Origin of the sequence: Salinimicrobium sp. TH3 (genome assembly GCF_026676115.1) — a bacterium.
In the GTDB taxonomy this organism is placed as follows: domain Bacteria; phylum Bacteroidota; class Bacteroidia; order Flavobacteriales; family Flavobacteriaceae; genus Salinimicrobium.
The window spans coordinates 82,615-105,384 of the sequence record NZ_JAPONB010000008.1; the positions used below are offsets into that span (position 1 = coordinate 82,615).

The 22,770-nt window shown below is 42.2% G+C and carries 20 protein-coding genes; 12 read left to right on the top strand and 8 right to left on the bottom strand.

Annotation, left to right across the window (positions count from 1 at the left end; genetic code table 11):
* Positions 1-32 precede the first annotated feature (32 nt).
* The 8 genes from OU683_RS12625 to OU683_RS12660 all read left to right on the top strand — a co-directional run bounded on the left by OU683_RS12625 (position 33) and on the right by OU683_RS12660 (position 8,604).
* On the top strand, positions 33-479 hold the full coding sequence (locus tag OU683_RS12625) for a PepSY-like domain-containing protein (protein ID WP_268138841.1): 447 nt from the start codon (positions 33-35) through the stop codon (positions 477-479).
* 7 nt (positions 480-486) lie between these two features.
* Positions 487-1,338, top strand: coding sequence for an SdiA-regulated domain-containing protein (locus tag OU683_RS12630; RefSeq protein ID WP_268138843.1), 852 nt, complete (start codon positions 487-489; stop codon positions 1,336-1,338).
* A 79-nt stretch (positions 1,339-1,417) separates the two neighbouring features.
* Positions 1,418-2,137 carry a TVP38/TMEM64 family protein gene (locus OU683_RS12635; protein ID WP_268138845.1) on the top strand — a complete coding sequence of 240 codons (720 nt, stop codon included), beginning with the start codon at positions 1,418-1,420 and terminating at the stop codon, positions 2,135-2,137.
* An 11-nt stretch (positions 2,138-2,148) separates the two neighbouring features.
* On the top strand, positions 2,149-2,835 hold the full coding sequence (locus tag OU683_RS12640) for a DUF2490 domain-containing protein (RefSeq protein WP_268138847.1): 687 nt from the start codon (positions 2,149-2,151) through the stop codon (positions 2,833-2,835).
* A gap of 167 nt (positions 2,836-3,002) precedes the next feature.
* Complete coding sequence (locus OU683_RS12645) at positions 3,003-4,067, top strand: mechanosensitive ion channel family protein (RefSeq protein ID WP_268138849.1); 1,065 nt, start codon at positions 3,003-3,005, stop codon at positions 4,065-4,067.
* Between the two features lie 178 nt (positions 4,068-4,245).
* Positions 4,246-5,076 carry a universal stress protein gene (locus OU683_RS12650; protein WP_268138851.1) on the top strand — a complete coding sequence of 277 codons (831 nt, stop codon included), beginning with the start codon at positions 4,246-4,248 and terminating at the stop codon, positions 5,074-5,076.
* A gap of 199 nt (positions 5,077-5,275) precedes the next feature.
* Entirely contained in the window at positions 5,276-6,460 is a 1,185-nt protein-coding gene (locus tag OU683_RS12655) for an Rcat domain-containing protein (protein ID WP_268138853.1), read from the top strand.
* 155 nt (positions 6,461-6,615) lie between these two features.
* Positions 6,616-8,604, top strand: coding sequence for a S9 family peptidase (locus OU683_RS12660; protein WP_268138855.1), 1,989 nt, complete (start codon positions 6,616-6,618; stop codon positions 8,602-8,604).
* 383 nt (positions 8,605-8,987) lie between these two features.
* Here the strand turns inward: OU683_RS12660 and katG are convergent, their stop codons facing one another.
* Positions 8,988-11,249: a catalase/peroxidase HPI gene (katG, locus tag OU683_RS12665; RefSeq protein WP_268138857.1), complete on the bottom strand. Its 2,262-nt coding sequence runs from the start codon at positions 11,247-11,249 to the stop codon at positions 8,988-8,990.
* A gap of 326 nt (positions 11,250-11,575) precedes the next feature.
* Here katG and OU683_RS12670 point away from each other — a divergent pair, with 326 nt between their 5' ends.
* Together OU683_RS12670 and OU683_RS12675 are read left to right on the top strand one after the other, a co-directional pair.
* The gene (locus OU683_RS12670) at positions 11,576-12,223 is read left to right on the top strand and encodes a phosphoribosyltransferase (protein WP_268138859.1); all 648 of its coding nucleotides are present in this window, start codon (positions 11,576-11,578) and stop codon (positions 12,221-12,223) included.
* 4 nt (positions 12,224-12,227) lie between these two features.
* The gene (locus tag OU683_RS12675; protein WP_268138861.1) at positions 12,228-12,989 is read left to right on the top strand and encodes an SDR family NAD(P)-dependent oxidoreductase; all 762 of its coding nucleotides are present in this window, start codon (positions 12,228-12,230) and stop codon (positions 12,987-12,989) included.
* 57 nt (positions 12,990-13,046) lie between these two features.
* Here the strand turns inward: OU683_RS12675 and ppsA are convergent, their stop codons facing one another.
* The 6 genes from ppsA to OU683_RS12705 all read right to left on the bottom strand — a co-directional run bounded on the left by ppsA (position 13,047) and on the right by OU683_RS12705 (position 19,134).
* Positions 13,047-15,434 (bottom strand): phosphoenolpyruvate synthase, encoded by a 2,388-nt coding sequence (ppsA, locus tag OU683_RS12680; protein WP_268138863.1) that lies wholly within the window; start codon positions 15,432-15,434, stop codon positions 13,047-13,049.
* An 18-nt stretch (positions 15,435-15,452) separates the two neighbouring features.
* On the bottom strand, positions 15,453-15,839 hold the full coding sequence (locus OU683_RS12685; protein WP_268138866.1) for a hypothetical protein: 387 nt from the start codon (positions 15,837-15,839) through the stop codon (positions 15,453-15,455).
* Positions 15,840-16,303: 464 nt separating this feature from the next.
* Positions 16,304-16,906: a hypothetical protein gene (locus OU683_RS12690; RefSeq protein ID WP_268138868.1), complete on the bottom strand. Its 603-nt coding sequence runs from the start codon at positions 16,904-16,906 to the stop codon at positions 16,304-16,306.
* Between the two features lie 266 nt (positions 16,907-17,172).
* Positions 17,173-17,934: a hypothetical protein gene (locus OU683_RS12695; RefSeq protein ID WP_268138870.1), complete on the bottom strand. Its 762-nt coding sequence runs from the start codon at positions 17,932-17,934 to the stop codon at positions 17,173-17,175.
* Between the two features lie 105 nt (positions 17,935-18,039).
* The gene (locus OU683_RS12700) at positions 18,040-18,531 is read right to left on the bottom strand and encodes a YqiA/YcfP family alpha/beta fold hydrolase (RefSeq protein WP_268138873.1); all 492 of its coding nucleotides are present in this window, start codon (positions 18,529-18,531) and stop codon (positions 18,040-18,042) included.
* A 216-nt stretch (positions 18,532-18,747) separates the two neighbouring features.
* Complete coding sequence (locus OU683_RS12705) at positions 18,748-19,134, bottom strand: hypothetical protein (protein WP_268138875.1); 387 nt, start codon at positions 19,132-19,134, stop codon at positions 18,748-18,750.
* A gap of 256 nt (positions 19,135-19,390) precedes the next feature.
* Here OU683_RS12705 and OU683_RS12710 point away from each other — a divergent pair, with 256 nt between their 5' ends.
* Entirely contained in the window at positions 19,391-19,936 is a 546-nt protein-coding gene (locus tag OU683_RS12710; RefSeq protein WP_268138877.1) for a lipid-binding SYLF domain-containing protein, read from the top strand.
* A gap of 155 nt (positions 19,937-20,091) precedes the next feature.
* Here the strand turns inward: OU683_RS12710 and OU683_RS12715 are convergent, their stop codons facing one another.
* Positions 20,092-20,913: a patatin-like phospholipase family protein gene (locus OU683_RS12715; RefSeq protein ID WP_268138879.1), complete on the bottom strand. Its 822-nt coding sequence runs from the start codon at positions 20,911-20,913 to the stop codon at positions 20,092-20,094.
* A gap of 575 nt (positions 20,914-21,488) precedes the next feature.
* On the opposite strand from OU683_RS12715, the gene OU683_RS12720 reads away from it, so the two are divergent.
* Complete coding sequence (locus tag OU683_RS12720; RefSeq protein ID WP_268138882.1) at positions 21,489-22,763, top strand: efflux transporter outer membrane subunit; 1,275 nt, start codon at positions 21,489-21,491, stop codon at positions 22,761-22,763.
* Positions 22,764-22,770: the final 7 nt, after the last annotated feature.

Genomic DNA, 22,770 nt, shown 5'->3' on the forward strand with positions numbered 1-22,770 from the left:
TCCTTTCCCATTTTAGCAGGAAAGAACAAAAAGTGAAGTATGGACATCTCTTATTAATTCTTCTCAGCAACTTGTTGTTGTCCTGCGACGACGATGATTATCCTTACGCAGAGGTACCCTCTGTTGTGCTGAATGAATTCTGGGCCGAATATCCCAAAGCCACCGATGCTGAATTCAGCCAGTTTCAAGAAACCTATGAAGTAGAATTTGAAATAGGGGATAATGACTATAAGGCTCTGTTTGATTCCTCGGGAAGCATTCTGAAGAAAAAGCGGGAAATATCCTGGTCATCCCTGCCTCCTGCAGTACGCAATTCGCTCCGGAAGCAATACGGAGAAAAAGACATTAAAGATCCTGAGGTATTGAGAACAGGGGACAAAACTTTTTATCAGGCAGAAGTCAGACGGTTTTTTTCAAATGAAAAGGTGGTTCTGAATGAAGCAGGAAAAACCGACACCACATTGATTTACTGGAAATAAAAAAGTTATGAAAAAGATCATTTTTGGAATACTAGTTTTAATCGTGGGGGTGCTGACCTTTTTCTCCTTTAAAGAAAAGCCTTCAGAAAATTTAAACAAAAACCTGAATTATGAGATCCTTCAAAAATGGGATTTACCCGATGTGCTTAATGAAGTATCGGGGATTGCATGGCTTGGAAAAGGTCGCATTGCATGTATCCAGGATGAGGATGGGATAATTTATATTTATAATCTCCAAACTTCCAAAATAGATAGTGAAATAGAATTCGGCGATGGCGGAGATTATGAGGGAATAGCCGTAATAGACGATGACGCATATGTTCTGCGGAGCGACGGAGTTATTTTCGAAGTATTAGATTTTGAGGGTGCCAACCCACAGGTCAACAGGAATGTAACTAAAGCTAACACTCTGCCCGGGATCAACTTTGAAGGTATTTGTGCCGATCCGGTAAACAATCGGCTCCTGCTGGCTGTAAAAGAGCGTAAAGATTCTCAAAACGAAAAAGAGATCTATGCTTTTGACCTCAACAAAAAAGATTCAGGTGAAAAGCCCGAGTTTAAAGTCAGTCTTTCCGATCCTCTTTTTGACCGGGTAGATGAAAAATTGAAAAATAAATTTTCGCCGGGAGAATTGAATATCCATCCACATAGTGGTGAGCTGTTTATCCTTGACGGCACCAGGCCTAAACTTTTAATTGTCGAAAAAGGAGGAACTCTTAAGGAGCTGTTCATTTTCGAGTCCAAAGACTTTGCAAATCCCGAGGGATTGACCTTTAATTCTGAAGGAGATCTATTCATTTCCAATGAAGCGGAAGAAGGTCCTGCAAATATCCTTAGAGTTTCTCTCAACAGGAAATAAATAAAAATTAACCAAAAGAAAATCCTTCATGCAGAAACTGTAGGATTTTCTTATTCAGATAGTAAAACTAAAAACAAGAATGGAAAATAATTCTATTGAAACAGCTTCGGTAAAGCAAAGTAAGCTCCCTCTTTACATTTCAGCGTTAATTATTGTCTCCCTGGTCCTCGCCTACTTTTTTATTCCGGGGGTTCAGGATTTTCTCACTGAAGCCTGGAATGTCCTCACGAGCGATGATAACGAAAGAATTGAAGCATGGGTTGGAAACTTTGGATGGTTTGGTCCGGTAGTACTTGTTCTGGCCATGATCCTGCAAATGTTCCTCCTTGTCATTCCCACAATTGCACTCATGGTAGTTTCGGTACTGGCATACGGACCCGTCTTTGGAAGTATTATAATTCTTGTGGCTGTATTTTCGGCCTCTTCTGTAGGTTACTTTATCGGGAGGTATTTTGGACCTTTGATCGTAGAAAAACTCATAGGTCACAAAAACGAAAAGAAAATTGGAGATTTTATTGATGACTATGGATTTTGGGCAGTTATTGTCACCCGGCTAAATCCATTTCTTTCAAACGATGCCATTAGCTTTGTAGCCGGCATCCTTAAAATGGGTTATTGGAAATTTGTTGCCGCCACCTTAGCAGGTATTGCCCCCCTCACACTTTTTATTGCAGTGATAGGAGAAAGTACAGATGGCCTTAAAACCGGATTGTTATGGGGATCAATTATAAGCCTCATCTTGTTCGGGCTCTATGTATATTGGGATAAAAGTAAAAGAACATCACAAAGCACAGCTTAAAACGAGGACTTATGGCATCTTTTTCCAGGAAGAAAATTATAATTCTAATGCTCTTCTGCATAATGAGCATAAACAAGGCTTTTTCTCAAAATTCCCAATCTTACTTTTACGATCATGAATTCGAAGTTTCTCTGCCTGTAAATACAGGGTGGTCTATGGATATTAGTGCAGGATACAGGGGATTACTTCAGGAGAGACTGGACGGGCAAAAAATTTCCGGTTCCCGCAATGAACATCTGGAAATAAACCATTTTACAAATTACCGGGAGCGCAAGTCACTGGTGTTAAGTCTCGGCCTTAGGTACCGTTTTAAAGAACTTTTTGACTCTTCTGAAGTAGATGAATTCCGAATTATTGAACAGGTAAAGATCGACCCGGTTAACTCATATTTGCCCTTTTCGCACAGGTTTCGGCTGGAACAAAGGTTTAGAGAACATTTGACTCACCGATTAAGATATGAACTTGCATCTTCATATGCCATGAGCGAAGCTTTTTCCCTGGGTTTATCCACAGAAGCTTTATATGCCGTTTCTGCCCACCACAAACCTGAAGCTGAGCAAAGATTTTCTTTGGGTGTAGAAAACAGTTCTTTTAAGGATCTTGAACTTGATTTATCTTTCGAATACAGGATGGAAAATTATGCTGTTGACCTCGCCCATGAATTTTTTATTATGACCGGGGTGTCTCTTTCGTTTTAGATCATTTATTCAAAGTGGCCATTCCAATTAAAGAAGAATCTGCCATCCTTTAAAACCTTTTTGAATCAAATCTTCATTGGGTTTAACCTTCCTGAAAGAACTTGCAACAATATTTTCTTTAATTTAACCGAAGCACAATTACTTACGGTCTAAAAAGAAGATTAAAAATGAATGCCGACAAAAGAACGGAAGAGGAAGAAATAAAAAAGATCCTTGAGGAAGAGAATGTAAAAAAAGCCCTTTTAGAGACCGGTACGTCAAAGAAAACCTTTCCCAGTGCAAGAAGAGAAATCCTTCTTCTTGTGGGCTACACAGCCCTTATAATTATAGTAGCAGGTCTCCTCTATTTTTTGCTGGAATCGGGCAACCTGCCAATCTCTCAAGCTTATCTCCCAATAGCCAAAAAACTCATATTAGGCTCGGTATTGATCACTACTGTACTCTTTTTGAACAGTCTTCTGCGGAAGATCTTAAAAAGAAAAATAGATGATAAGGCCAGTGCATATAATTTTAGAAGCCTCATCAACTTTGTCAGCTTCTTTCTTATTGTTCTTATCGTCATATCCCTTGTGTTTTCAAATTGGTATGCGACCCTGGTCTCCTTCGGGGTTATCTCATTAATCCTGGGTTTGGCACTTCAAAATCCCCTCACCAGCCTTTTTGGATGGGTTTACCTTCTTCTTCGGAAGCCATATGAAGTTGGAGACAGGATAAAAATAGGAACTGTTTACGGTGATGTAATGAATGTGGGATATTTTGACACCACCCTGTGGGAGTTTCGTGGTGACTACCTATCGGGGGATCACCCTAGCGGAAGAATAATCAAATATGCCAATTCCCGAATCTTTAGTGAATATGTAGTGAACTATTCCTGGCCGCTTTTTCCTTTTATTTGGAACGAAGTCAAATTTTATGTTTCCTACGACAGTGATTTCGATTTTATCTCCCTTTTGGTAACAGATATTGCCGAAAAAGAACTGGGAGAAGCAATGATGAGAAGGGTAAAAAGACTAAAAACCATTCTTGCCGATTCTATGATCCAGGAGCTTGAAATCAAAGAGAAACCTTCAGTAATTTTTACAGCTAACAACAATACCTGGATCGAAGTTACCGTAAGGTTCCTTGTTGAGCCAAAAAATTCGGGTCCCACAAAATCCTTGTTATTTACACACATCATGAAAGAACTGAAAAAACATCCTCAAAAGGTTATTTTTCCTAATTCAAATCAGTAAAGGTTCATTTATTATCCGTCCGAATTCAATTTCTTCAGCTTTTCCGAACCTCTGAAACCAGGTAGTACTTCAGATAAACTTTACTGGCAGATCTCTTATTCTTAATTAATTACCAATAATGACAAAAGTCATTTCTGCATAGCCAACAATTAAATATTTTTAGGTAAAACTCCTGGCTATGAAAAATGTTCTTGTACTTACAGATTTTTCTGAAACCGCCAATCTTGCATCAGATATTGGTTTAGCGATCGCCGGAAAACTTAAAACCGGGATAACTTTTTTGCACCTGGTTTCAACCCCGGTCGAATGGAGAAAGCTCCCTCTGGAGAAGGAGAATCTTTATCCCGAAACCAAAGCCGCCATTGGGGACGCCAAAGATAAACTGTTCAGCCTGGAAAGAAAGGCTCACGATATGGATGTTGAAGCCCATACTTCTTTGGTCTTTGATGCAGGGATGGAAGAAATCTACAGGTATATCAACGAGAAGAATTATTGCCTGGTGTTGATAGGCACCCACGGCGAGAAAGGCAAGAATAAAACAGCCGGCACAAATACCCTGAGGGTGCTCCACAAATCCCCGGTTCCCGTTATTGCCGTTAAACTGGGAGCTAACCCCCATTTGCCTCAAAAATGGGTAATCGTCTCCGATTTTTTGGAAAAATCCCAAGAGAGCTTCAACAGGATCATGGATTTAGTAAAAAAACTTGGGGCCTCTGTACAGATCCTATATGTGAACACCCCTTATTTCTTTGAAGAAACCACCGGGATCAATAAAAAATTAGAGCTTTTCACTGCTCCTTATTCTGAAATGCAGATTAAGCCGGTTATTATAAACGCCTATAATGAAGAGCGGGGAATAGATGCTTATGTGAACTCTTACGAGTGTGACCTGGTTAGCGTCATCACCCATGGCCGCAGTGGTCTCAACCCGGTTTTTAGAAGGAACATTACCGAAAAGATCCTGAATCATCTCGACCTGCCTCTTATGAATATAAATGCCGATCTGTAATAAAACATCGTCTTATCCCGATTGCCTAATGTTTTAATGCCCGCCAAAAAAGAACTTCAAAAAACACCTTTTTGACACCTAAGCCATTGAAAGATATTAAAGAGTTAGGATCAATGTTCTATTTCTAATTGCAGCCTTTTTACTGCTTCTCCTTTTCCTGCTCAATTTTTTCTATCTTTTCTTCCCTAAACCCATTTTCATGACTTTCGTTCAAATTGTCAGCATTTTAGGTATGATTCCGCTGTTCTCGATGAGAACCTTCCTCCCCGCCTTTCTTGCAGCACTTTTTCTAAGGTATCCACAATATTTCCCGGGAATGGGAGAACTCGTGTCCCCTGCAACAGATTCTTTTATCACCAGGGACTGGGTTTTGTACACCCTGGGAGGCTTAAGTTTATTAGAGATCGTGGGCGATAAAAGTACCGAGATAAGAAATTTTTTGAAAGATGCAGAAACCTACCTCAAGCCGCTAATATTTTTTATTATCAATCTTAATTTACTGGACGAAGCCTCTGTAGAAGTACTTGGAAAAGTTCAATGGGCAGCCTTTGATCCCCTTTGGATCCTCCTGCTTTTTGGAACTCTCGCAGTGCATTGGCTGGCGGGACTAAGGCGGGATTTTATCAGCTTTTTAGAAGACGTAGATGAGGATGACAACTTTTACATAAGTAAAATAAGCAGTTGGCTGGAGGACAGCCTGGTCATCTTCGGATTTCTGCTACTTATCTGGCTCGGGCTGATAATGGTTGCAGTTTATGCAGCGGCTATAGGCTTTTTTATCCTTCTAAAGAAAAGAACCGAACGCAAACTGGAACAGCAAAAACTCGCCTGCCCCAACTGCGGCAAAATGAACCTGCCCTTCGCGGTAAAATGTTATAACTGTAAAGCACCGCAGCCGGAGGTACACCAAATAGGCATTTTTGGGCAGCGTAAAAAGGAATTAGTATCTAATCTCGAAAAACACCGGCTCCACCTTGCCTCTCACCGAAAATGTCCCGACTGTGGGAACAAGTTGAAAAGCATAGATTTATTTCAGCAGTGCGATCTCTGCGGTTCCACTTTATTTGATTCTCCAACTCCAAAGGAATATATTCGTTACCAGGACAGGAAATTCTATAAACTCGCCGGAGTATCTTTTCTCCTGGGGTTTATTCCTATTATGGGGTTTGTTATAAGCGCGGTACTCGCCAATGTATATCTTTTCACACCTTACCGGCGGTATATCCCTAAGAGCAAATCTTTTCTCACAAAGATCTTTATAAAGATTCTCACCTTTCTGTTTTTTATCTTCGGGATAGCTCTTGGTTTTATTGCCGCTCCCGTTTACATTATCTTAAGATACTTTATCTGGAAGCGACGCTTCGTGAAAAGAAGTACCACCTGATTATTTTTTGATTCTTTCAGAAGGAATGAGAAAACCGCCTTTTTCTTCAGCGCAGTACCAGGTGGTAAAGGCTTAAAACATGCACTTGGGCAAATGCTCATTTTCCCGTATCTTAAGATGCGAAAATAAGGTTTAACTATAATTCAATAACCGCAATGAAAAGATCCCTTACATTACTCATGTTTCTTATTTGCAACGCCGTGTTTGCCCAGCAAAATGTGCTCACCCCACAGGATGTTGCAAAAATGGAATTTATCATCAATACCGTGATCTCCGAAGACGGGGAAAAGGTCGTTTACCAGCACCTTAAGCCTATGGCACCACAGGAAGAAAATGCACCGGCAGATGTTCACCTCTATGTCTACGACAAGGCGAGCAAATCAAACAGGCCGTTTATTACCGGCTACAGCGTTTCCAATGTGAAATTTAGACCGGGGCATAACAGCATTAGCTTCACTGCTAAAAAGGACAAGGACAAATTTACTTCTCTTTACGAAATAGGAATGAACGGCGGAGAAGCTCAAAAGCTCTATGAATTCAAAAATGCTATGAGCTCCTATGACTGGAATCCTGATGGAAATAAAATCATTTTCATTTCAAAAGAACCAAAAGAAAAGCAGGATTCCCAACTTCCATATCAGCCGGAAATCTATGAAGAAGGTCTCGACAATTCAAAAGCCTACGTTACAGATATTAGTAGCCCCTCTCCCCGCTCCCTTGAGGTACAGGGACATGCAACGGCAGTAGAATGGAGTCCCGATGGTGCAAAGATGGCAGTTAGTGCAGCTCCTTCTTCTTTAGTTGATGATTTTTACACCGGTCAAAAAATCTTTATAGTCGATGCAAATTCGTTAAAAGTTACTTCGCAAGTAGACCATAAAGCTAAGCTAGGCCCAATGAAATGGAGTCCCGACGGAAAAAGGATCGGATTCATAGCAGGACAGGATCAACATGACCCGGTAGATGGCCGTATCTTTATAGCTGAGGCAACCGGAGGCAGTCCAAAGATCCTACAGGCCGATTACCCGGGGAAATTTGATGACCTGGCATGGAAGGATAATAAAACACTTACCTACCTTGCCAGTGAAGGTGTTTACAGCAGCATTGGAACTTTGAGCCTTGACGGAAAAATGAATAAGATGTACAGGGATGATAACCTTAGTATTTCCAGTTTCTCTATGGCCGATAATGGTGCGATATCTTTTGTAGGAAATACAGCGCAACACCCGGGAGAACTTTTCCTTTTAAACCCCAAAGCTTCCACTGCAAATCGTGTTACTAATTCCAATCCATGGCTGGACCAGGAAAAATTAGGAAAGCAGGAAGTGATCACCTACAAAGCTGCCGACGGAATGGAAATCGAAGGAATTCTTATTCATCCTGTTTCCGGCGGGGGAAAAACTCCTTTGATCACTGTGGTTCATGGAGGACCTGAAGCCCATTATGATAATGGCTGGCTTACCTCTTACAGCATGCCGGGCCAGATGGGTGCCGGGGAAGGTTACGCTGTATTTTACCCTAATTACCGCGGAAGCACCGGTCGCGGAGTGGAGTTTGCAAAATCCAGCCAGGGAGATCCGGGCGGAAAAGAATTTGACGATATCATAGATGGTGTAGATTACCTGGTGGAAAACAGAAATGTGGACAGAGACCGCGTGGGAGTGACCGGCGGATCGTATGGTGGTTACGCTACAGCATGGATGGCCACCCGTCATACCGACCGGTTTGCTGCAGGAGTTATGTCTGTAGGTATAAGCAACAATATTTCAAAGTGGGGAACAAGTGATATTCCGGAAGAAATGTTCCTGGTGCACAGCCGAAAAAGAATTTGGGATGATTACCAGTTTTTCCTGGAGCGAAGTCCTATTTTTTATGCAGATCAAGCTAAAACGCCTCTTTTGATCCTTCACGGAAAAGAAGATACCCGTGTTGATCCGGGACAGTCATATGAACTTTACCGTCATATTAAAACCAGGACAGAAACCCCGGTGAGACTGGTTTTATATCCCGGTGAAGGCCATGGGAACAGAAAATCAACTGCCAGGTATGACTATAGTGTGAGGATGATGCGCTGGTTCAACAGCTACCTGAAAGGTACTGAAGATGAGATGCCGCAGGCTACGGTAAACTTTGCTTCAGAATAGAAGATCTCAAATTAAAAACTTGCCCCCATAAACTTTTGTTCATGGGGGCTTTTTATTTTTATGTGGTGCCAATTTCAGAAATATCCCTTTCAAAAATGACATTTTTAGGACTCTAAATAACTGACGTTTATTTTAAAAATTTCCTGTAGTTGACGATCACCACATATTTGATCGAGTCTCTATTCTTTTTCAGCAACGACAGTAAAATGATCTGTAATAAAGTGAAAAGAGGCTGTCTGAAAAAGCCATTTTTCGTCAAGCTGAAATTGATTCAGCTTCTAATTGATTTTGATTTTCAATTAGTTAAGATCCCAAAAATAAATTCAGGATGACGTATTACATGCTTTTCAAACAGCCTCTTTCTAATAAACCGGTGACACAGATCAATTCTTTAAATCAAAACGATCCAGGTTCATTACTTTGTCCCATGCTTTTACAAAATCCTTGACGAACTTCTCTTTAGAGTCATTTTGCGCGTAGACTTCCGAAAGGGCATGGAGTTCTGAATTAGACCCGAAAATGAGGTCAACTCTTGTGCCGGTCCATTTTACCTCATTAGATTTCCTGTCACGACCTTCAAAGATGTTTTGAGCATCGGTTCGGGCCTGCCAGGTGGTGGTCATATCCAGTAGATTTACAAAGAAATCGTTGGTAAGTTTCCCGGGCCTGTTTGTAAATACACCGTGTTTTGATTCGTCATAATTCGCTCCAAGAACTCTCATTCCTCCTACCAGGACAGTCATTTCGGGCGGAGTAAGAGAAAGCAACTGTGCCTTATCTACCAACATCTCCTCTGCAGAGGTAGAAATATATTCGTTCTTTTTCACATAATTACGAAAACCGTCTCCTCTTGGCTCCAGCGGCTCAAAGGCCTCGGCATCTGTTTGCTCCTCAAGGGCATCCATTCTTCCGGGGGCAAATGGAACACCTATATCATAGCCGGCATCTTTTGCAGCTTTTTTGACAGCAAGATTTCCACCAAGCACAATAAGATCGGCCAGGGATACTTTTTTATTGCCTTTTTGGGCACTGTTGAATTCCTCCTGAATCTCTTCAAGTTTTGTAAGCACTTGCTGAAGTTTCGGTGGATTGTTCACTTCCCAGTATCTTTGTGGTTCCAGGCGTAGACGTGCTCCATTGGCTCCTCCACGTTTATCTGAATTTCTAAAAGTAGATGCCGAAGCCCAGGCAGTGGTCACCAACTGGGAGACAGAGAGGCCTGAAGCAAAGATCTTTTTCTCCAGTTCAGCAATATCTTCGCGGTCTATCAATTCATGATCTACTTTGGGAATTGGATCCTGCCAGATAAGTTCTTCCGAAGGCACCTCGGGTCCCAGGTAACGGGAAAGCGGTCCCATATCCCGGTGGGTCAACTTATACCATGCCCGGGAAAAAGCATCTGCAAATTCATCAGGATTTTCATGGAAGTGTTTTGAAATTTTTAAATATTCGGGATCTTCCCTTAACGCAATATCCGATGTCAGCATGAATGGGGCGTGCTTTTTATTAGGATCATGAGCATCGGGGATGGTGCCCTCTCCTGCTCCGTCTTTAGGCTTCCATTGCCAGGCCCCACCGGGTCCTTTATGACATTCCCATTCATAGCCAAAGAGATTATCGAAGAAGCCGTTACTCCATTTCGTTGGAGTTTTTGTCCATGTCCCTTCAATACCACTGGTAATAGTGCTTCCGGCATTTCCGGTACCAAATTTATTCTTCCAGCCCAATCCCATTTCAACGATATCTGCCCCTGCCGGCTCTGCACCAACATATTCAACAGGATCTGCTGCTCCATGAGTTTTTCCGAAGGTATGTCCCCCGGCGATAAGAGCCACAGTCTCGTAATCGTTCATAGCCATACGACCGAATGTTTCACGAATGTCTTTGGCAGAACCCACGGGATCTGGGTTACCATTAGGACCTTCGGGATTCACATATATAAGTCCCATGTGAGAGGCTGCAAGTGGCTGTTCAAGTTTGTTTTCCCTTGCGTAGCGTTCTTTGTTTCCTACCCACTCCCCTTCAGACCCCCAGTATATATCTTCTTCTGGTTCCCAGATATCTTCCCGGCCACCGGCGAAACCAAATGGTTTTAATCCCATAGACTCGAGAGCAACGTTTCCGGTAAGGATCATAAGATCTGCCCAGGAGATCTTTCTTCCATATTTCTGTTTGATTGGCCATAACAAGAGACGCGCTTTATCAAGATTAGCATTGTCTGGCCAGCTGTTAAGAGGTGCAAATCTCTGGGATCCCGAACTTGCCCCTCCCCTTCCATCACTAATACGGTAGGTGCCCGCACTGTGCCACGCCATACGAATAAAGAGCCCTCCATAATGTCCATAATCTGCCGGCCACCAGTCCTGGGAATCGGTCATGAGATTAGTGAGATCTTTTTTCACTGCAGCCAGATCCAGGCTTTTGAATTCTTCAGCATAATCAAAGTCCTCTCCCATTGGGTCGGAAAGGTTGGAGTGCTGTCTAAGAATACTAAGGTTCAACATATTTGGCCACCAGTCACGGTTTGTAGTACCGCTTCCGGCAGTTTTATGGACGGCCCCGCCTAAGAAAGGGCATCTACTGGATTCGTTAACTTCCCAGGCTTTGTGGGTCCCTGGAGAATTTCGGTGCTCATTGTCTGCCATTTTAATAAAATTTTAGTTAGTTATTTCCATAAATTTACAATAATTAAGAATTATAAATTTTAACTGCTCATAGTAAAAATTGATGCTTTGACAGAAAATTATTTATAGTGTCTGACTGAAAAAAAGAAATAATTACCAGTCTTCGCAAGGAAAAAATCCACAGAATCTTTGCCTGCTTCACTTAGCCCGCCTTACAGGAAGAAGACTTTAAAAAGAATAACCCGAAAATTGAAGGCTACTCCTCAAATTGATAAATATCATCAATTCATAAATATAAAAGTCTTAAATTCAGATAATTAAATCAAATAAAGACTTACATAAAACTTATGTTCTACAATAGAAAAGAAGCGGGAGAATTACTGGCAGCTGCACTAAAAAAGTTCCGGAATTTGGATCCGGTGATACTTGCTATTCCCCGGGGAGGTGTGCCGGTAGGTTATGAAGTGGCCAAAATATTAGAGGTCCCCCTGGATGTGGTCATTACAAAAAAAATAGGCCATCCCATCGACAGGGAGTATGCCATTGGTGCCGTAGGAATGAGAGGTCATTCTCTTAATCATACCGCCGAGGGAATTTCTGAAGATTATTTATTAAACGAAATTTTAAGGGTCAAGAAGGTCGTGAAGGAGAAGGACCACTTGTACCACAAGACATTTCCCGGTATTGAACTTAAAGACAGATGGATCATTCTGGTGGATGACGGGGTGGCGACCGGCAGTACTGTTTTAGTAACTGTAGATCTACTGGCAAAGCAGTCTCCGGCAGGAATTATTGTAGCCGTCCCGGTGGCCCCTGCTAAAACTTTCAGGAAAATGGAAGACCACCCTTTAATAAATGAGGTGGTTTGTCTGGAAACTCCCGAATACTTTAGAGGTGTTAGCCAATTCTATGAAAATTTTGCTCCTGTAGAAGATTCAGAAGCCATTGATCTGCTCCGGCGAGCCAGCGCAACTGAACGAACCAATAAAATATAAAAAAATGGAAAAACTTAAGGATAAGGTTTGTGTCGTAACCGGGGCGGCCGGTGGAATTGGAAAAGCTACAGCTGAACTGTTTCTTTCGCATGGGGCAAAGGTGATGTTGGTAGATCTCAATGAGGATGACCTTCGTAACGTCACCCAAAGCCTGGATAAGGAACGAACAGCCACCTTCGCGGCCGATGTTTCAAAGCTCGCCGATAATAAAGCTTTTACGGAAGCTACCCTATCAAAATTCGGTAGGATTGACATTGCTTTTCTAAATGCGGGTATAGAAGGTAAATTCTTTCCAATATCCCAATATCCCGAAGATGTCTTTGACAGAGTAATCGCAGTTAATCTAAAAGGGGTGTGGTTGGGATGCCAGCAATTAATTCCAAAAATGAGCCAGGGAGGGAGTGTCATTATCACCTCTTCTGTAGCAGGCCTAAAAGGTTTTCCTCATTTAGGTGCCTATGTGGCTAGCAAGCATGCAGTGGTAGGAATTATGAAAACGGCTGCCCTGGAATTTGCAGTTAAAGGAATAAGAGTTAACTCTATACATCCGGGGCCTGTGAACAATCGTATGATGCATTCTATTGAAGAACAAATACACCCCGAGCAACCTGCAGATTCCCGAAAAGATTTCGAAGCCAGTATTCCTTTTGTACGCTATGCAGAAAATTCTGAGATAGCCGATCTTGCTCTCTTTCTTGCCAGCGATGACAGTAAGTACATGACCGGAACCACACAGGTAATTGACGGCGGAATGATCATTAAGTAAAAAATTACTCCCGGCTTTATGAAAATGCCGCCGGGAGTAACTTTAGTACCTGAAATCCTAAACAACGGGTTCCTCTTTTTCTTCTTCAGCGTTTTTAATATTCTTAATTCCTTTTATAAGAGCATCGGGATTGAAGGAAATACTGCTTATTCCCGCCTTTACAAGAAAGGAAGCGAATTCAGGAAAATCACTTGGAGCCTGTCCGCACAAGCCTATTTTTTTCCCGGTTTTATTGGCTTTTTCAATGGCAAGGGAGATCATTTTTTTGGGAGCAGGATTATTTTCGTCAAAAAGGGAGCTAATTAACTGCGAATCCCTGTCTATACCAAGGGTGAGTTGGGTAAGGTCATTAGAACCAATTGAAAATCCGTCAAAAACCCTCGCAAATTCTTCCAGTAAGAGTACATTACTGGGAATTTCCACCATGACATAGATCTCGCAGCCGTTTTCTCCGCGTTTCAATCCATTTTCGGCCATGAGGTTGACTACTTTCTCACCTTCTTCTACGGTTCGGCAAAATGGGATCATTAATTTAACATTTTCGAGACCCATCTCTTCCCTTACCTTTTTTAGCGCCCTGCATTCCAGCAGAAATCCCTCCCGGTACAGGTCATGGTAATACCGGGAAGCTCCTCTAAAGCCCAGCATCGGGTTTTCTTCTTCAGGCTCAAATTGTTTCCCTCCAATAAGATTTGCATACTCATTAGTTTTGAAGTCACTCATACGAACAATGACCTCTTTAGGATAGAAAGCAGCTGCAATGGTGGCAATGCCCTGGGACAATTGATCCACGAAATATTCTTCCTTTTGCGGGTAATTCCTGGTGAGGTGACTAATTTCTTTTTTAGCCTCTTCATCTTTTAATTCATCAAATTTTATAAGAGCCATTGGGTGTACCTTAACCATATGAGTAATAATAAATTCCATTCTAAGAAGGCCAACACCGTTGTTAGGATAAAAAGAGAGCTGGAATGCCCTTTCCGGATCTGCAAGAATAAGCTTGGCCTCTGTATTCGGCATTTTTATCTCTCCAAAGTCGATCTCTTGTGTTTCAAATTTAAGCTCTCCCTGATAAATAAACCCGGTTTGCCCTTCCACACAAGACACTGTGATCATCTCCCCATCCTTGATGTTGCGGGTAGCAGCACCCGAGCCTACAACCGCAGGAACACCGAGTTCCCTTGCAACTATAGCAGCGTGACTTGTACGTCCCCCACGATCTGTGACAACCCCGGCGACCTTTTTGAGTAATGGATCCCAGTCGGGACTTGTGGTTTCGGTTACCAATATATCACCCTTTTGCAGTTTATCTGCCTCGCGTGGGGACTCGAGAATCCTGGCAGGTCCCACCGCAATCCTGGAACCAATAGCATTTCCTTTACCCAGGACTTTACCTTTCTCCAGAAGCTTATATTGCAGCTGAAGTTCTTCCTTTACTGAAGTATGGACTGTTTCTGGCCTTGCCTGAATTATAAATAGCTCATTGGTGATTCCGTCTTTAGCCCATTCAATATCCATAGGCTTTCCGTAATGCTCTTCTATTTCCAGGGCCCACTTGGCAAGAGCAAGTATTTCTTTGTCATTCAATACGAACTGGTCCTGCTTTTTAGGTTCGGTATCCATGTTCATTGTTGAGGCATGCCCGTTTGAACCGGCATAGACCATGGTTTTCTCCTTAGCCCCAAGTTTTTTCTGAATAATCGCCAGCTTTTCTTTTACAAGAGCCGGCTTAAAAACATAGAATTCATCAGGGTTTACCGTTCCCTGCACAATGTTTTCGCCAAGTCCCCAGACGCCGGCTAAATGTATGACTTCTCTAAAACCACTTTCAGGATCAATAGTGAACCCAACTCCCGAACTGCCACGATCTGATCGCACCATTTTTTGAACCCCAACAGAAAGGGCAACTTCCCGGTGCTCGAATCCCTGGTCTTCCCTGTATTTTATCGCCCTGTCTGTGTAGAGAGAAGCAAAGCAGTTCTTTACAGATTTTAACAATGCCTCTTCGCCGGAAATATTCAGAAAAGAATCATGTTGACCGGCGAAACTTGCCTGTGGAAGGTCTTCGGCCGTAGCACTGCTTCTCACAGCAACCTCAATATGCTTTTCTCCACTTAGATCTTTATAGGCCTGTACTATTGCCTGCTCGAGATCTTCGGAAAAATTACCACCCAAAATAAGCTGCCTTGCCTCTTCCCCTATTTTATTCAGGTTGGAATAATCTGGCCGCTTCAGGTCCTTCAGAAGCTTTTCCAGTTTTTGATCCAGCTCATTTTCCTTAAGATAACTTCTAAAGGCTTCGGCCGTAGTGGCAAAACCATCGGGAATCCTTACCCCATGTGAGGCCAGATCAGTAAACATTTCCCCCAGGGATGCATTTTTCCCTCCCACCAGAGGAACATCCTTCATTCCAATTTCTCTAAATTTCCGTATATACTTATCCATGACAGGTGCTTTTTACAGTTAATATTGAACAATTTGGTATCCCATATTCAGCAGAAAGATACCCAGCAAAAACAGGAGAAAATAAATGGTCTGAACCAGTTTCACATTCACTACTTGTAGTTTTTGAGTAGTGGAAGCAGGAAAAACAAACAGTCCCAGGCCTACTAAAAGTGAGGCCCATCCCAGTAGCGTGATAATAAACCGCCAGTCCGGCTGCCAGATGTTGTGAAACAGAATATTTAATAATCCCACAACTATAGCAATAAAGGCTGCAAGGATCTGGAATTTTTGATCTTTAAGGTCATCAAAAATCTGTTTGATCCTCACCGGGTTGAAGCTGAGGATAAAAAAGAATATCAACAGATACCAACCCCAGAATTTCGCCAGGAATGGTGAAATTTCCATTTTCCAAATATTTAGGTAATCTGAATTTACCAACTGTAACTGTCTTATTCAATGACATTTATCATTGAGCTCAAGTTTGTAGAAAATTAATTGTGTTTTACAAGATTTCTTCACAAACATTTATATCCAGAAGTCACTTTTTCAGCTCTTCATAATACTGTAGGAGATACAACCGCCAAAGAATAATGGCAGTTAATTTTGCCGGACCCGGCACGATAAATTTTTTAAAGAATTATTTCCGGACCGCTGGAAAGGGATACTTCAGCTGTGGTTTGTGGCCTCATGGAAGATACAGCCAATGTTATAGACAGGCTTGAACCAGGCTAAAAACCAGCAGCTTTCAGTTAGCATTTATTTGAAACCGAAGCGCAATTCATCAAATCAAAAATGAGACCCGGGACCCAGGAAAAACGGGGAAGGCTTTACGCTGCTATATAAAAGTCTCATGGCTCTCTTCCCTCTTCCTAATCATGCTTCATTTGAAGTTTGGGATCAATGACAAAAGTCCTGGGGGTTTCCTTATTAATCCTTATCATAATATTATAATACTCCAGACCTTCTACCTTTTTATTTTTGATCTTCCCTATGACAATTCCGTCTTTATTAGGATCGCGAAAAACCCCGTCCAGAATTTCTGCACCCCCCTCTGGTTTCCTAAAGATCCCCAGCACATCTACCGTAGTTCCTAATTGAGGATTCAAAGCTTCTGCACTCCAGTATATTTTCATATTCTTGTCAACCAAAGCAACATGATTTGAGGGCAGAACGTGTTCTGAGGATCCCGATCGATCATCAGATATTTTCACATAGTCTTCTACTGTCTCTTCCGTAATGTTTTCGGTATCTACTGTGAGCAGGACATTAGTATCCTTTTTAGCGCCCACTGGAAGAATTTCAGAATTCATTGCTAAAATACCCCCGGAAGAATTCTGGAGCAGGCTCATTTCCCCTGAAGCTACCTGCTCAGGATCACCTTGTGTTTTGCTTTCATTACAGGAGAAGGTACCAAAACTGAGACATAAGACTAAGAGGACAGATAAAAACTGGATGGTCGGTTTCTTTCTCATAACTTCTTGTATGAGTTGTTAAGTTATGATTTTCAAAGACTTAAAAATTAAAAACAATTAATTTTTAACATTTTTGATAAGTCAAATTTAATCCACTGTACCTCCCGAAGACTACTTTCCCCGCGCCACAGAATAAGCTTTCAGTTACTTCAAAGGGGAAATATGGGCCTGTAATGGGATCATGAGTGGGTGCCAAACCGGCTTCGACCTTATTCTCACCTTCTCAGGTCGGGATAATTAGACTTTCTGATGGTTTGCCACCCAGACTAATTCACAATGAAATTTGTTCTGTCCAATCCTGTATTTCCACTAACAGGATCAAAAGCGTAAATAAGCAGCTCATAAAGTCCCTTTTCTAGAGTAGTTTCTGCCGAAAATGTGCTGGGCTTATCTTTTGCCTTGAGTTCCAGCTCGCTCACCTTTGTTCCTTCGCGGCTTAGTATAGCCTTGACTTCATATTTTTCGGCATCCCATATTCCGCCGGGCGTGACCGGGCAACCGCACATCATCACCACATTTGCTTTTATTGTTATGGTTTTGTCTTCACTAATTCGCTCATGAGTTTGAGGGGAAAGTATATCCACAACAAATCCTGGTACCTCCAGGATCAATCCTTCGCCGGTAATATCTTTCCTGGGTAGAAGCCACAGCTGGGTGCTGCTCATTACCCTTGCCTGCTTCTTATTGTATGGGGCCTGGGCTTCCACGGTAACAAAAACCGGTTCTTCAAGGTCCAGTTTAGCCAGGAACCCGGCCGTATTTTCATCGGTGATCCTTTGGTTACGGCTGTGGGCCTGCTTCATAATAAGCTCTGTGTCTCCGGTACTTCCACTCGTTTTTCCGCTGGCCAGCACTTCTCCTGTTTCAGCATTTTTGATGAGAACCATGGCTCCCCCAATAGAACTGCCAATAAATTTGGCGTCTTTGGATTTCACCCTTACCATAACTTCCGTTTCCTGTGCCTGTAATGCGGGTGTCATTATGATCATTCCCAGCACGACAACAATACTTACATACCAGTTTTTCATCTTTCTTTTTTTGATTTTACTAATTTACGCCTCTCCCGGCAAACCAAAAAGTCCCGGAAAGATTTTTGGAAGGAAGGCTTTTTTAAACCGGGAGCAATTTCAATCTTAGTAGCCCAATTTCCTGAAGAAGGATTCCACCTCCTCTTCAAAAAATTCCACCGGAATATTATGATCCAATCGGGGAGCAAGGTGTAAGTGTATATCTGTGACAGAGTTAAAATCTTCTGACAAAAAAGTAAACGTGTCTGCCGGGGAAACAACATCATCCTTTTGACCAATAACGATCTGCTTCAGGTTGTTGTAATTCTCCTGCGACGGAATATTTTGAGGTACAGAACGCTTCATCAATGCAGGATTGAACAAGAGCGCCGGGCGAAGAAGTGCGTTTGAAACATAATATCCTGCGAAGCCTCCCATGCTGCTACCTATTACTGCATCAATCTCCACATCTGTATAGAGATCAATAATAGTCTCAATCGCATCGGGATTTTCATAATAATTAAGATCGGACGCATAGACTTTTCCATACTTCTCTAAAATGGCTTTTTTCTCGGGGCTTAGTTTACTGTCCAGACCGTGTAGATATAAAATATTCAAAATTCCTGGTTTTTAGGTTTAATAGTCATTTTCAATATACAATATTCAGTATAAAGTTTTCTTTTATCTAAGCCTTCTTCTCGTGGTAAATTTAATTTAGTACTTCGATTTCTGCCCTAAAAAGCTAAACTACCCGGCATTTACGGGCCAATTTAAGACTGCTTTTTTTCTCAATAATTTAAAAATTTCCGCTCCGGCCCCCTGTTCTGTGTACCCCTACAATCCACAGGAACCATTGACCGAAACGGAATTATGCTTGCTTTTACTTAAAAATATCCTGCTGTCCCATATGTAGCGTTCATGCAGGGAAAGTTTGTAAACTGTTATATTCTCTATTCCCTGTTGAGCCAGGGCAGCCTTCAGCTCTATTTCCTCCCGGGCTTTAAGCACAGGAATTATAATTTCTTCGGAAAGATCCCCTTTCAAAAAAGCTATTTTTGACACCTCTTCTTCCGCAGAAAAATAGATTCGGGCATGCCCTTCTTCAGAAATCACTCTTAATCCTGAAATTCCTCCCAGGTCAAGATATGTCACCGAAGCTCCCCGCTCCAGGAAACATTCTGCCAAAAAATCCAGCAGTTGGTATTTATTTGAATCTTCCATAACCTTTAATTTAAGTACAAAAATAAACCTGAGTAGCGCCAAAAGGTGACGCCGGGGAAAATTCAGATTTTTCAGGAAGGAAAATTAAAATTCAAAAAAGAAGACTTTTTTTCCAAAAACATAAAATATGGAATCAAATGTTACAGTTCAAAAGTGTCATCTACAGATATGAAACCCGTCAATAAAATAACATCTGGTTAACATCAAATGTGTATAAATCTCTCTAATTTAAAGCATTAAATGTAAACCAATTAAGATGAAAACTTTGACAAAAAATCTGCTCAGAACAGCTACTGTATTATTAGTCCTGGTTCTGGCATCCTGTGGATCGGCCAAAAAAACGAGTGATGACCTCATTACCGATGCGTCACAGGAAAAGGCTATGATCGAGAGAGAACATCCTATGATGGCTGAATATTTCAATTCGGCTGAAGGATATGCTATTTTTCCCAATGTGGGGAAAGGAGCCTACATTATAGGAGGAGCCTCGGGTAACGGGGTTGTTTATGACAACGGAAATTTGATTGGCTACGCCGATCTAAAGCAAGTGGATGTAGGGCTGCAAATTGGAGGAAAAGCCTTTGTAGAGGTACTTTTCTTTGAAACCGAAGAAGCCCTTCAACGCTTTAAAGATGGTAGTTATGAAGTAAGTGCCAACGCCTCTGCCGTGATTCTCGACAAAGGATTTTCGGAAGACCTGGAATTCCAGGATGGAGTGGCAATTGTTACGGTTCCTAAAGGTGGTGCCATGGCAGGAATCTCTGTAGGAGGACAAAGATTTGAATACACCCCAATACAATAAGGTAACCCGAATATTAAAAAGCAGTTTTCTTTACGAAGGAAGCTGCTTTTTAATTTTGTCCAAAGGTGCTTTGTGCTTCGTCCCTGGAACATAGCTTTTTTTGCGGAATTTAGATGTGAAATATTCCCGGCCTATACAGCTTCACTGCTATTTGACTACTTTACCCTCGTCCTGAGTTTTTCCACAGGAATCTCCCCGTTCTCAATCATTTTTTTGGTGTGCTCATATCCCGCCCGAATAATTTCCTCGATTTTTGCAAAATCAAGCAAAGTATAATTTTGCATTTGCGGCGGATCGATTAAAAAATCACACAAATCCATTTCAGGTTTGGAATTCTGGGTAATTCCGAGGTTTACAGCACGTTCCATAATGCTTCGCGGCCCCGGAAAACTGTCTTTTTGACCCGGAAAATTAACATGGGAACCTATAAGATATTTACATTTATCCCTTATAGCCGAAGCCGGAAGATTGCAGAAAAGTCCGCCATCTACGTAGTTGGTCTTCTCCAGCACAATAGGTGCAAAAACCCCAGGAACAGAACAACTGGCGACTATATAATCAAAGAGAGGACCACTATTACGCATTTCGCCGCAGGCATTATTAAGGTTGGAAAGTGCGAGATAGAAAGGCTTTTTTAGACCCGAGAAATCATCTTTGGCGATATACCTCTGGAGTGCTACCTTCATCTTTTCCAGTTTGTAGAGCCCGGTGCGTCTCCATGAAAAGCCGGTCATCTTGGAAAAAGTCTCTTCAGTAAGTATTTTTTTTATGCCTCCGGGAGAATATCCTGCAGCATATAAAGATCCCACAACTGCACCCATACTGGTGCCCGAGATTATCTGCGGCTCAATCCCGTGTTCATGCAGCGCCTGCAGTACCCCCACGTGAGCATAACCGCGGGCACTGCCACCACTAAGGCATATGCCTACTTTATACTCGTGTTTTTTTCTAAAACGGAAGATATCCGGAAGGTCCAAATTTAATTTATTTTACCTTTTTACAGGGGGTGCAAGATACCATTTCAACAGGACTTTCACTATTCACCTCAATTCAAAAAAACTTTAGAAGTTACGGCTACTAATTATAATTAACATAGGTGGGTATTACCGGTAGCTAAACACAGTGAAGGATTAATTAAAATACCTTGAAAAATGAATTTTACGAATGGAGAGCTTCAACCCTGCAAAATATTCAAGCTAAACCTTCACAGGTTGGCTTAATCCGACACATCAACTTAGTGTTTTAGTTGTAGCTATCTATTCAATGAAAAAATCCCGGACTACCTTCCGAAAATGCCTTTTTTGAGACCTCTTTATCCCGGTTGCCTATATCCGAAAAATCTGTAACTTTAAAATTCTTCGATCTCTAAAAGCTTGAAGATAAAGTTTAACTTAAATATCAATCGTAACTGAAGCCGGAATTCACATATTTCACTCCTCCCTCAAGAACCTACCTCTTTGAGGATTTTAGGCTGCTCCTGGGTCTTGGCGCTTTAATCCTTTTTTCCTGCACTCCCCGGCTCGCACCGCAGGAAGCTCCTATCCCCGAACCTGTGGAATTTTCAACACCGGGAACCACTCCTCTTCCCGATGAATGGTGGACAAGCTTTGAAGATCCTGTCCTTGATTCCCTGGTGGAACAGGGCTTGCAGGAGAATCTCCTGCTGGCCGGCAACTGGCAGGAATATCAGGCCGCCCTGGCTGTTGTGAAAAGGGAACGATCCTTACTTTTTCCCCAGATAGATGCCTTTGCGGGAGTATCAAAAGACGGACGCCCAACTATTTTCTCCCGGGACATGAGATTAGAGACCGGTCTTGCTGCCTCCTACGAAGTGGATCTATGGGGACGCATTCGCGCAGGAATACAAGCCGAAAAATATACTTCTGAAGCTATTTTACGCGACTATCAAGCAGCTGCAATGACAATTTCGGCCGAGATCTCCAATACATGGTATGAACTTCTCACTGCCCGAAGACAGCTGGCGCTTATTGAGGAACAAATACAAACCAATGAAGATATAGTTAAATTGATCCGTGCCCGGTTTGCCGGCGGACAAATACGTGCTGTTGACATTTTGAGACAGGAACAGCTGCTGGAAAGCACCCGCAATCAAAGGATCTTTTACGAAACTAATCTTGAAGTACTGAAGAACCGGCTGGCAGTACTGCTGGGTCGCCCGCCACAGAACATAGAAGATTTTCGACCTGGCGTTCTACCTTCGTTGCCTCCGCTACCAAACACCGGGCTACCTCTGGAACTCATTCGTCGCAGGCCCGATCTGCAAAGGGCTTATAACCTTGTATTGGCGGCCGACCGTGAAATGGCATATGCGGTAAGGAGCAAGTTCCCTATCATCTCCCTCGACGCAACCGGGAGTTTTAATTCTTCGGAAGTAAGTAACCTGTTCCAGAACTGGACCTACAGCCTGGCCGGTAATTTAGTGGCTCCACTTATCTACGGCGGAAGACTTTCAGCAGAAGTAGATCGGGCTGAAGCAGTAAAGAATCAAAGGCTTTTTGAATATGGACAGGCAGTTCTTACGGCTTTTGAGGAAGTCGAAAATGCACTTCTTCAGGAAAAAAAACAACTTGAAAGACTGGAGGTACTTGAAAGAAGAATTGAGCTTTCAAATAAAACTTCCCGGCAACTTCGAATTGAATTTCTCAACGGGTTGAGCCCTTACCTGGATGTACTGCTGGCGCTTGATGAGCAACAGCAACTCGAAAGGGAGATGATCGAGGCGCAGCAAGTATTGCTGGAGATAAGAATTGGCCTGTACAGGGCCCTGGCAGGTGCCTTTGATGTCCAAAGAGAAACCAGCCTTTAAAAGTAAA

Excerpts from the sequence above, each read along its gene's own strand:
- OU683_RS12640 (WP_268138847.1), top strand. The coding sequence starts at position 2,149 with ATGGCATCTTTTTCCAGGAAGAAAATTATAATTCTAATGCTCTTCTGC.
- OU683_RS12645 (WP_268138849.1), top strand. The coding sequence starts at position 3,003 with ATGAATGCCGACAAAAGAACGGAAGAGGAAGAAATAAAAAAGATCCTT.
- OU683_RS12695 (WP_268138870.1), bottom strand. The coding sequence starts at position 17,934 with ATGAAAAACTGGTATGTAAGTATTGTTGTCGTGCTGGGAATGATCATA.
- ppsA (WP_268138863.1), bottom strand. The coding sequence starts at position 15,434 with ATGGATAAGTATATACGGAAATTTAGAGAAATTGGAATGAAGGATGTT.
- OU683_RS12710 (WP_268138877.1), top strand. The coding sequence starts at position 19,391 with ATGAAAACTTTGACAAAAAATCTGCTCAGAACAGCTACTGTATTATTA.
- OU683_RS12655 (WP_268138853.1), top strand. The coding sequence starts at position 5,276 with ATGACTTTCGTTCAAATTGTCAGCATTTTAGGTATGATTCCGCTGTTC.
- OU683_RS12635 (WP_268138845.1), top strand. The coding sequence starts at position 1,418 with ATGGAAAATAATTCTATTGAAACAGCTTCGGTAAAGCAAAGTAAGCTC.
- OU683_RS12670 (WP_268138859.1), top strand. The coding sequence starts at position 11,576 with ATGTTCTACAATAGAAAAGAAGCGGGAGAATTACTGGCAGCTGCACTA.
- OU683_RS12690 (WP_268138868.1), bottom strand. The coding sequence starts at position 16,906 with ATGAGAAAGAAACCGACCATCCAGTTTTTATCTGTCCTCTTAGTCTTA.
- OU683_RS12685 (WP_268138866.1), bottom strand. The coding sequence starts at position 15,839 with ATGGAAATTTCACCATTCCTGGCGAAATTCTGGGGTTGGTATCTGTTG.
- OU683_RS12630 (WP_268138843.1), top strand. The coding sequence starts at position 487 with ATGAAAAAGATCATTTTTGGAATACTAGTTTTAATCGTGGGGGTGCTG.
- katG (WP_268138857.1), bottom strand. The coding sequence starts at position 11,249 with ATGGCAGACAATGAGCACCGAAATTCTCCAGGGACCCACAAAGCCTGG.
- OU683_RS12660 (WP_268138855.1), top strand. The coding sequence starts at position 6,616 with ATGAAAAGATCCCTTACATTACTCATGTTTCTTATTTGCAACGCCGTG.
- OU683_RS12675 (WP_268138861.1), top strand. The coding sequence starts at position 12,228 with ATGGAAAAACTTAAGGATAAGGTTTGTGTCGTAACCGGGGCGGCCGGT.
- OU683_RS12650 (WP_268138851.1), top strand. The coding sequence starts at position 4,246 with ATGAAAAATGTTCTTGTACTTACAGATTTTTCTGAAACCGCCAATCTT.
- OU683_RS12705 (WP_268138875.1), bottom strand. The coding sequence starts at position 19,134 with ATGGAAGATTCAAATAAATACCAACTGCTGGATTTTTTGGCAGAATGT.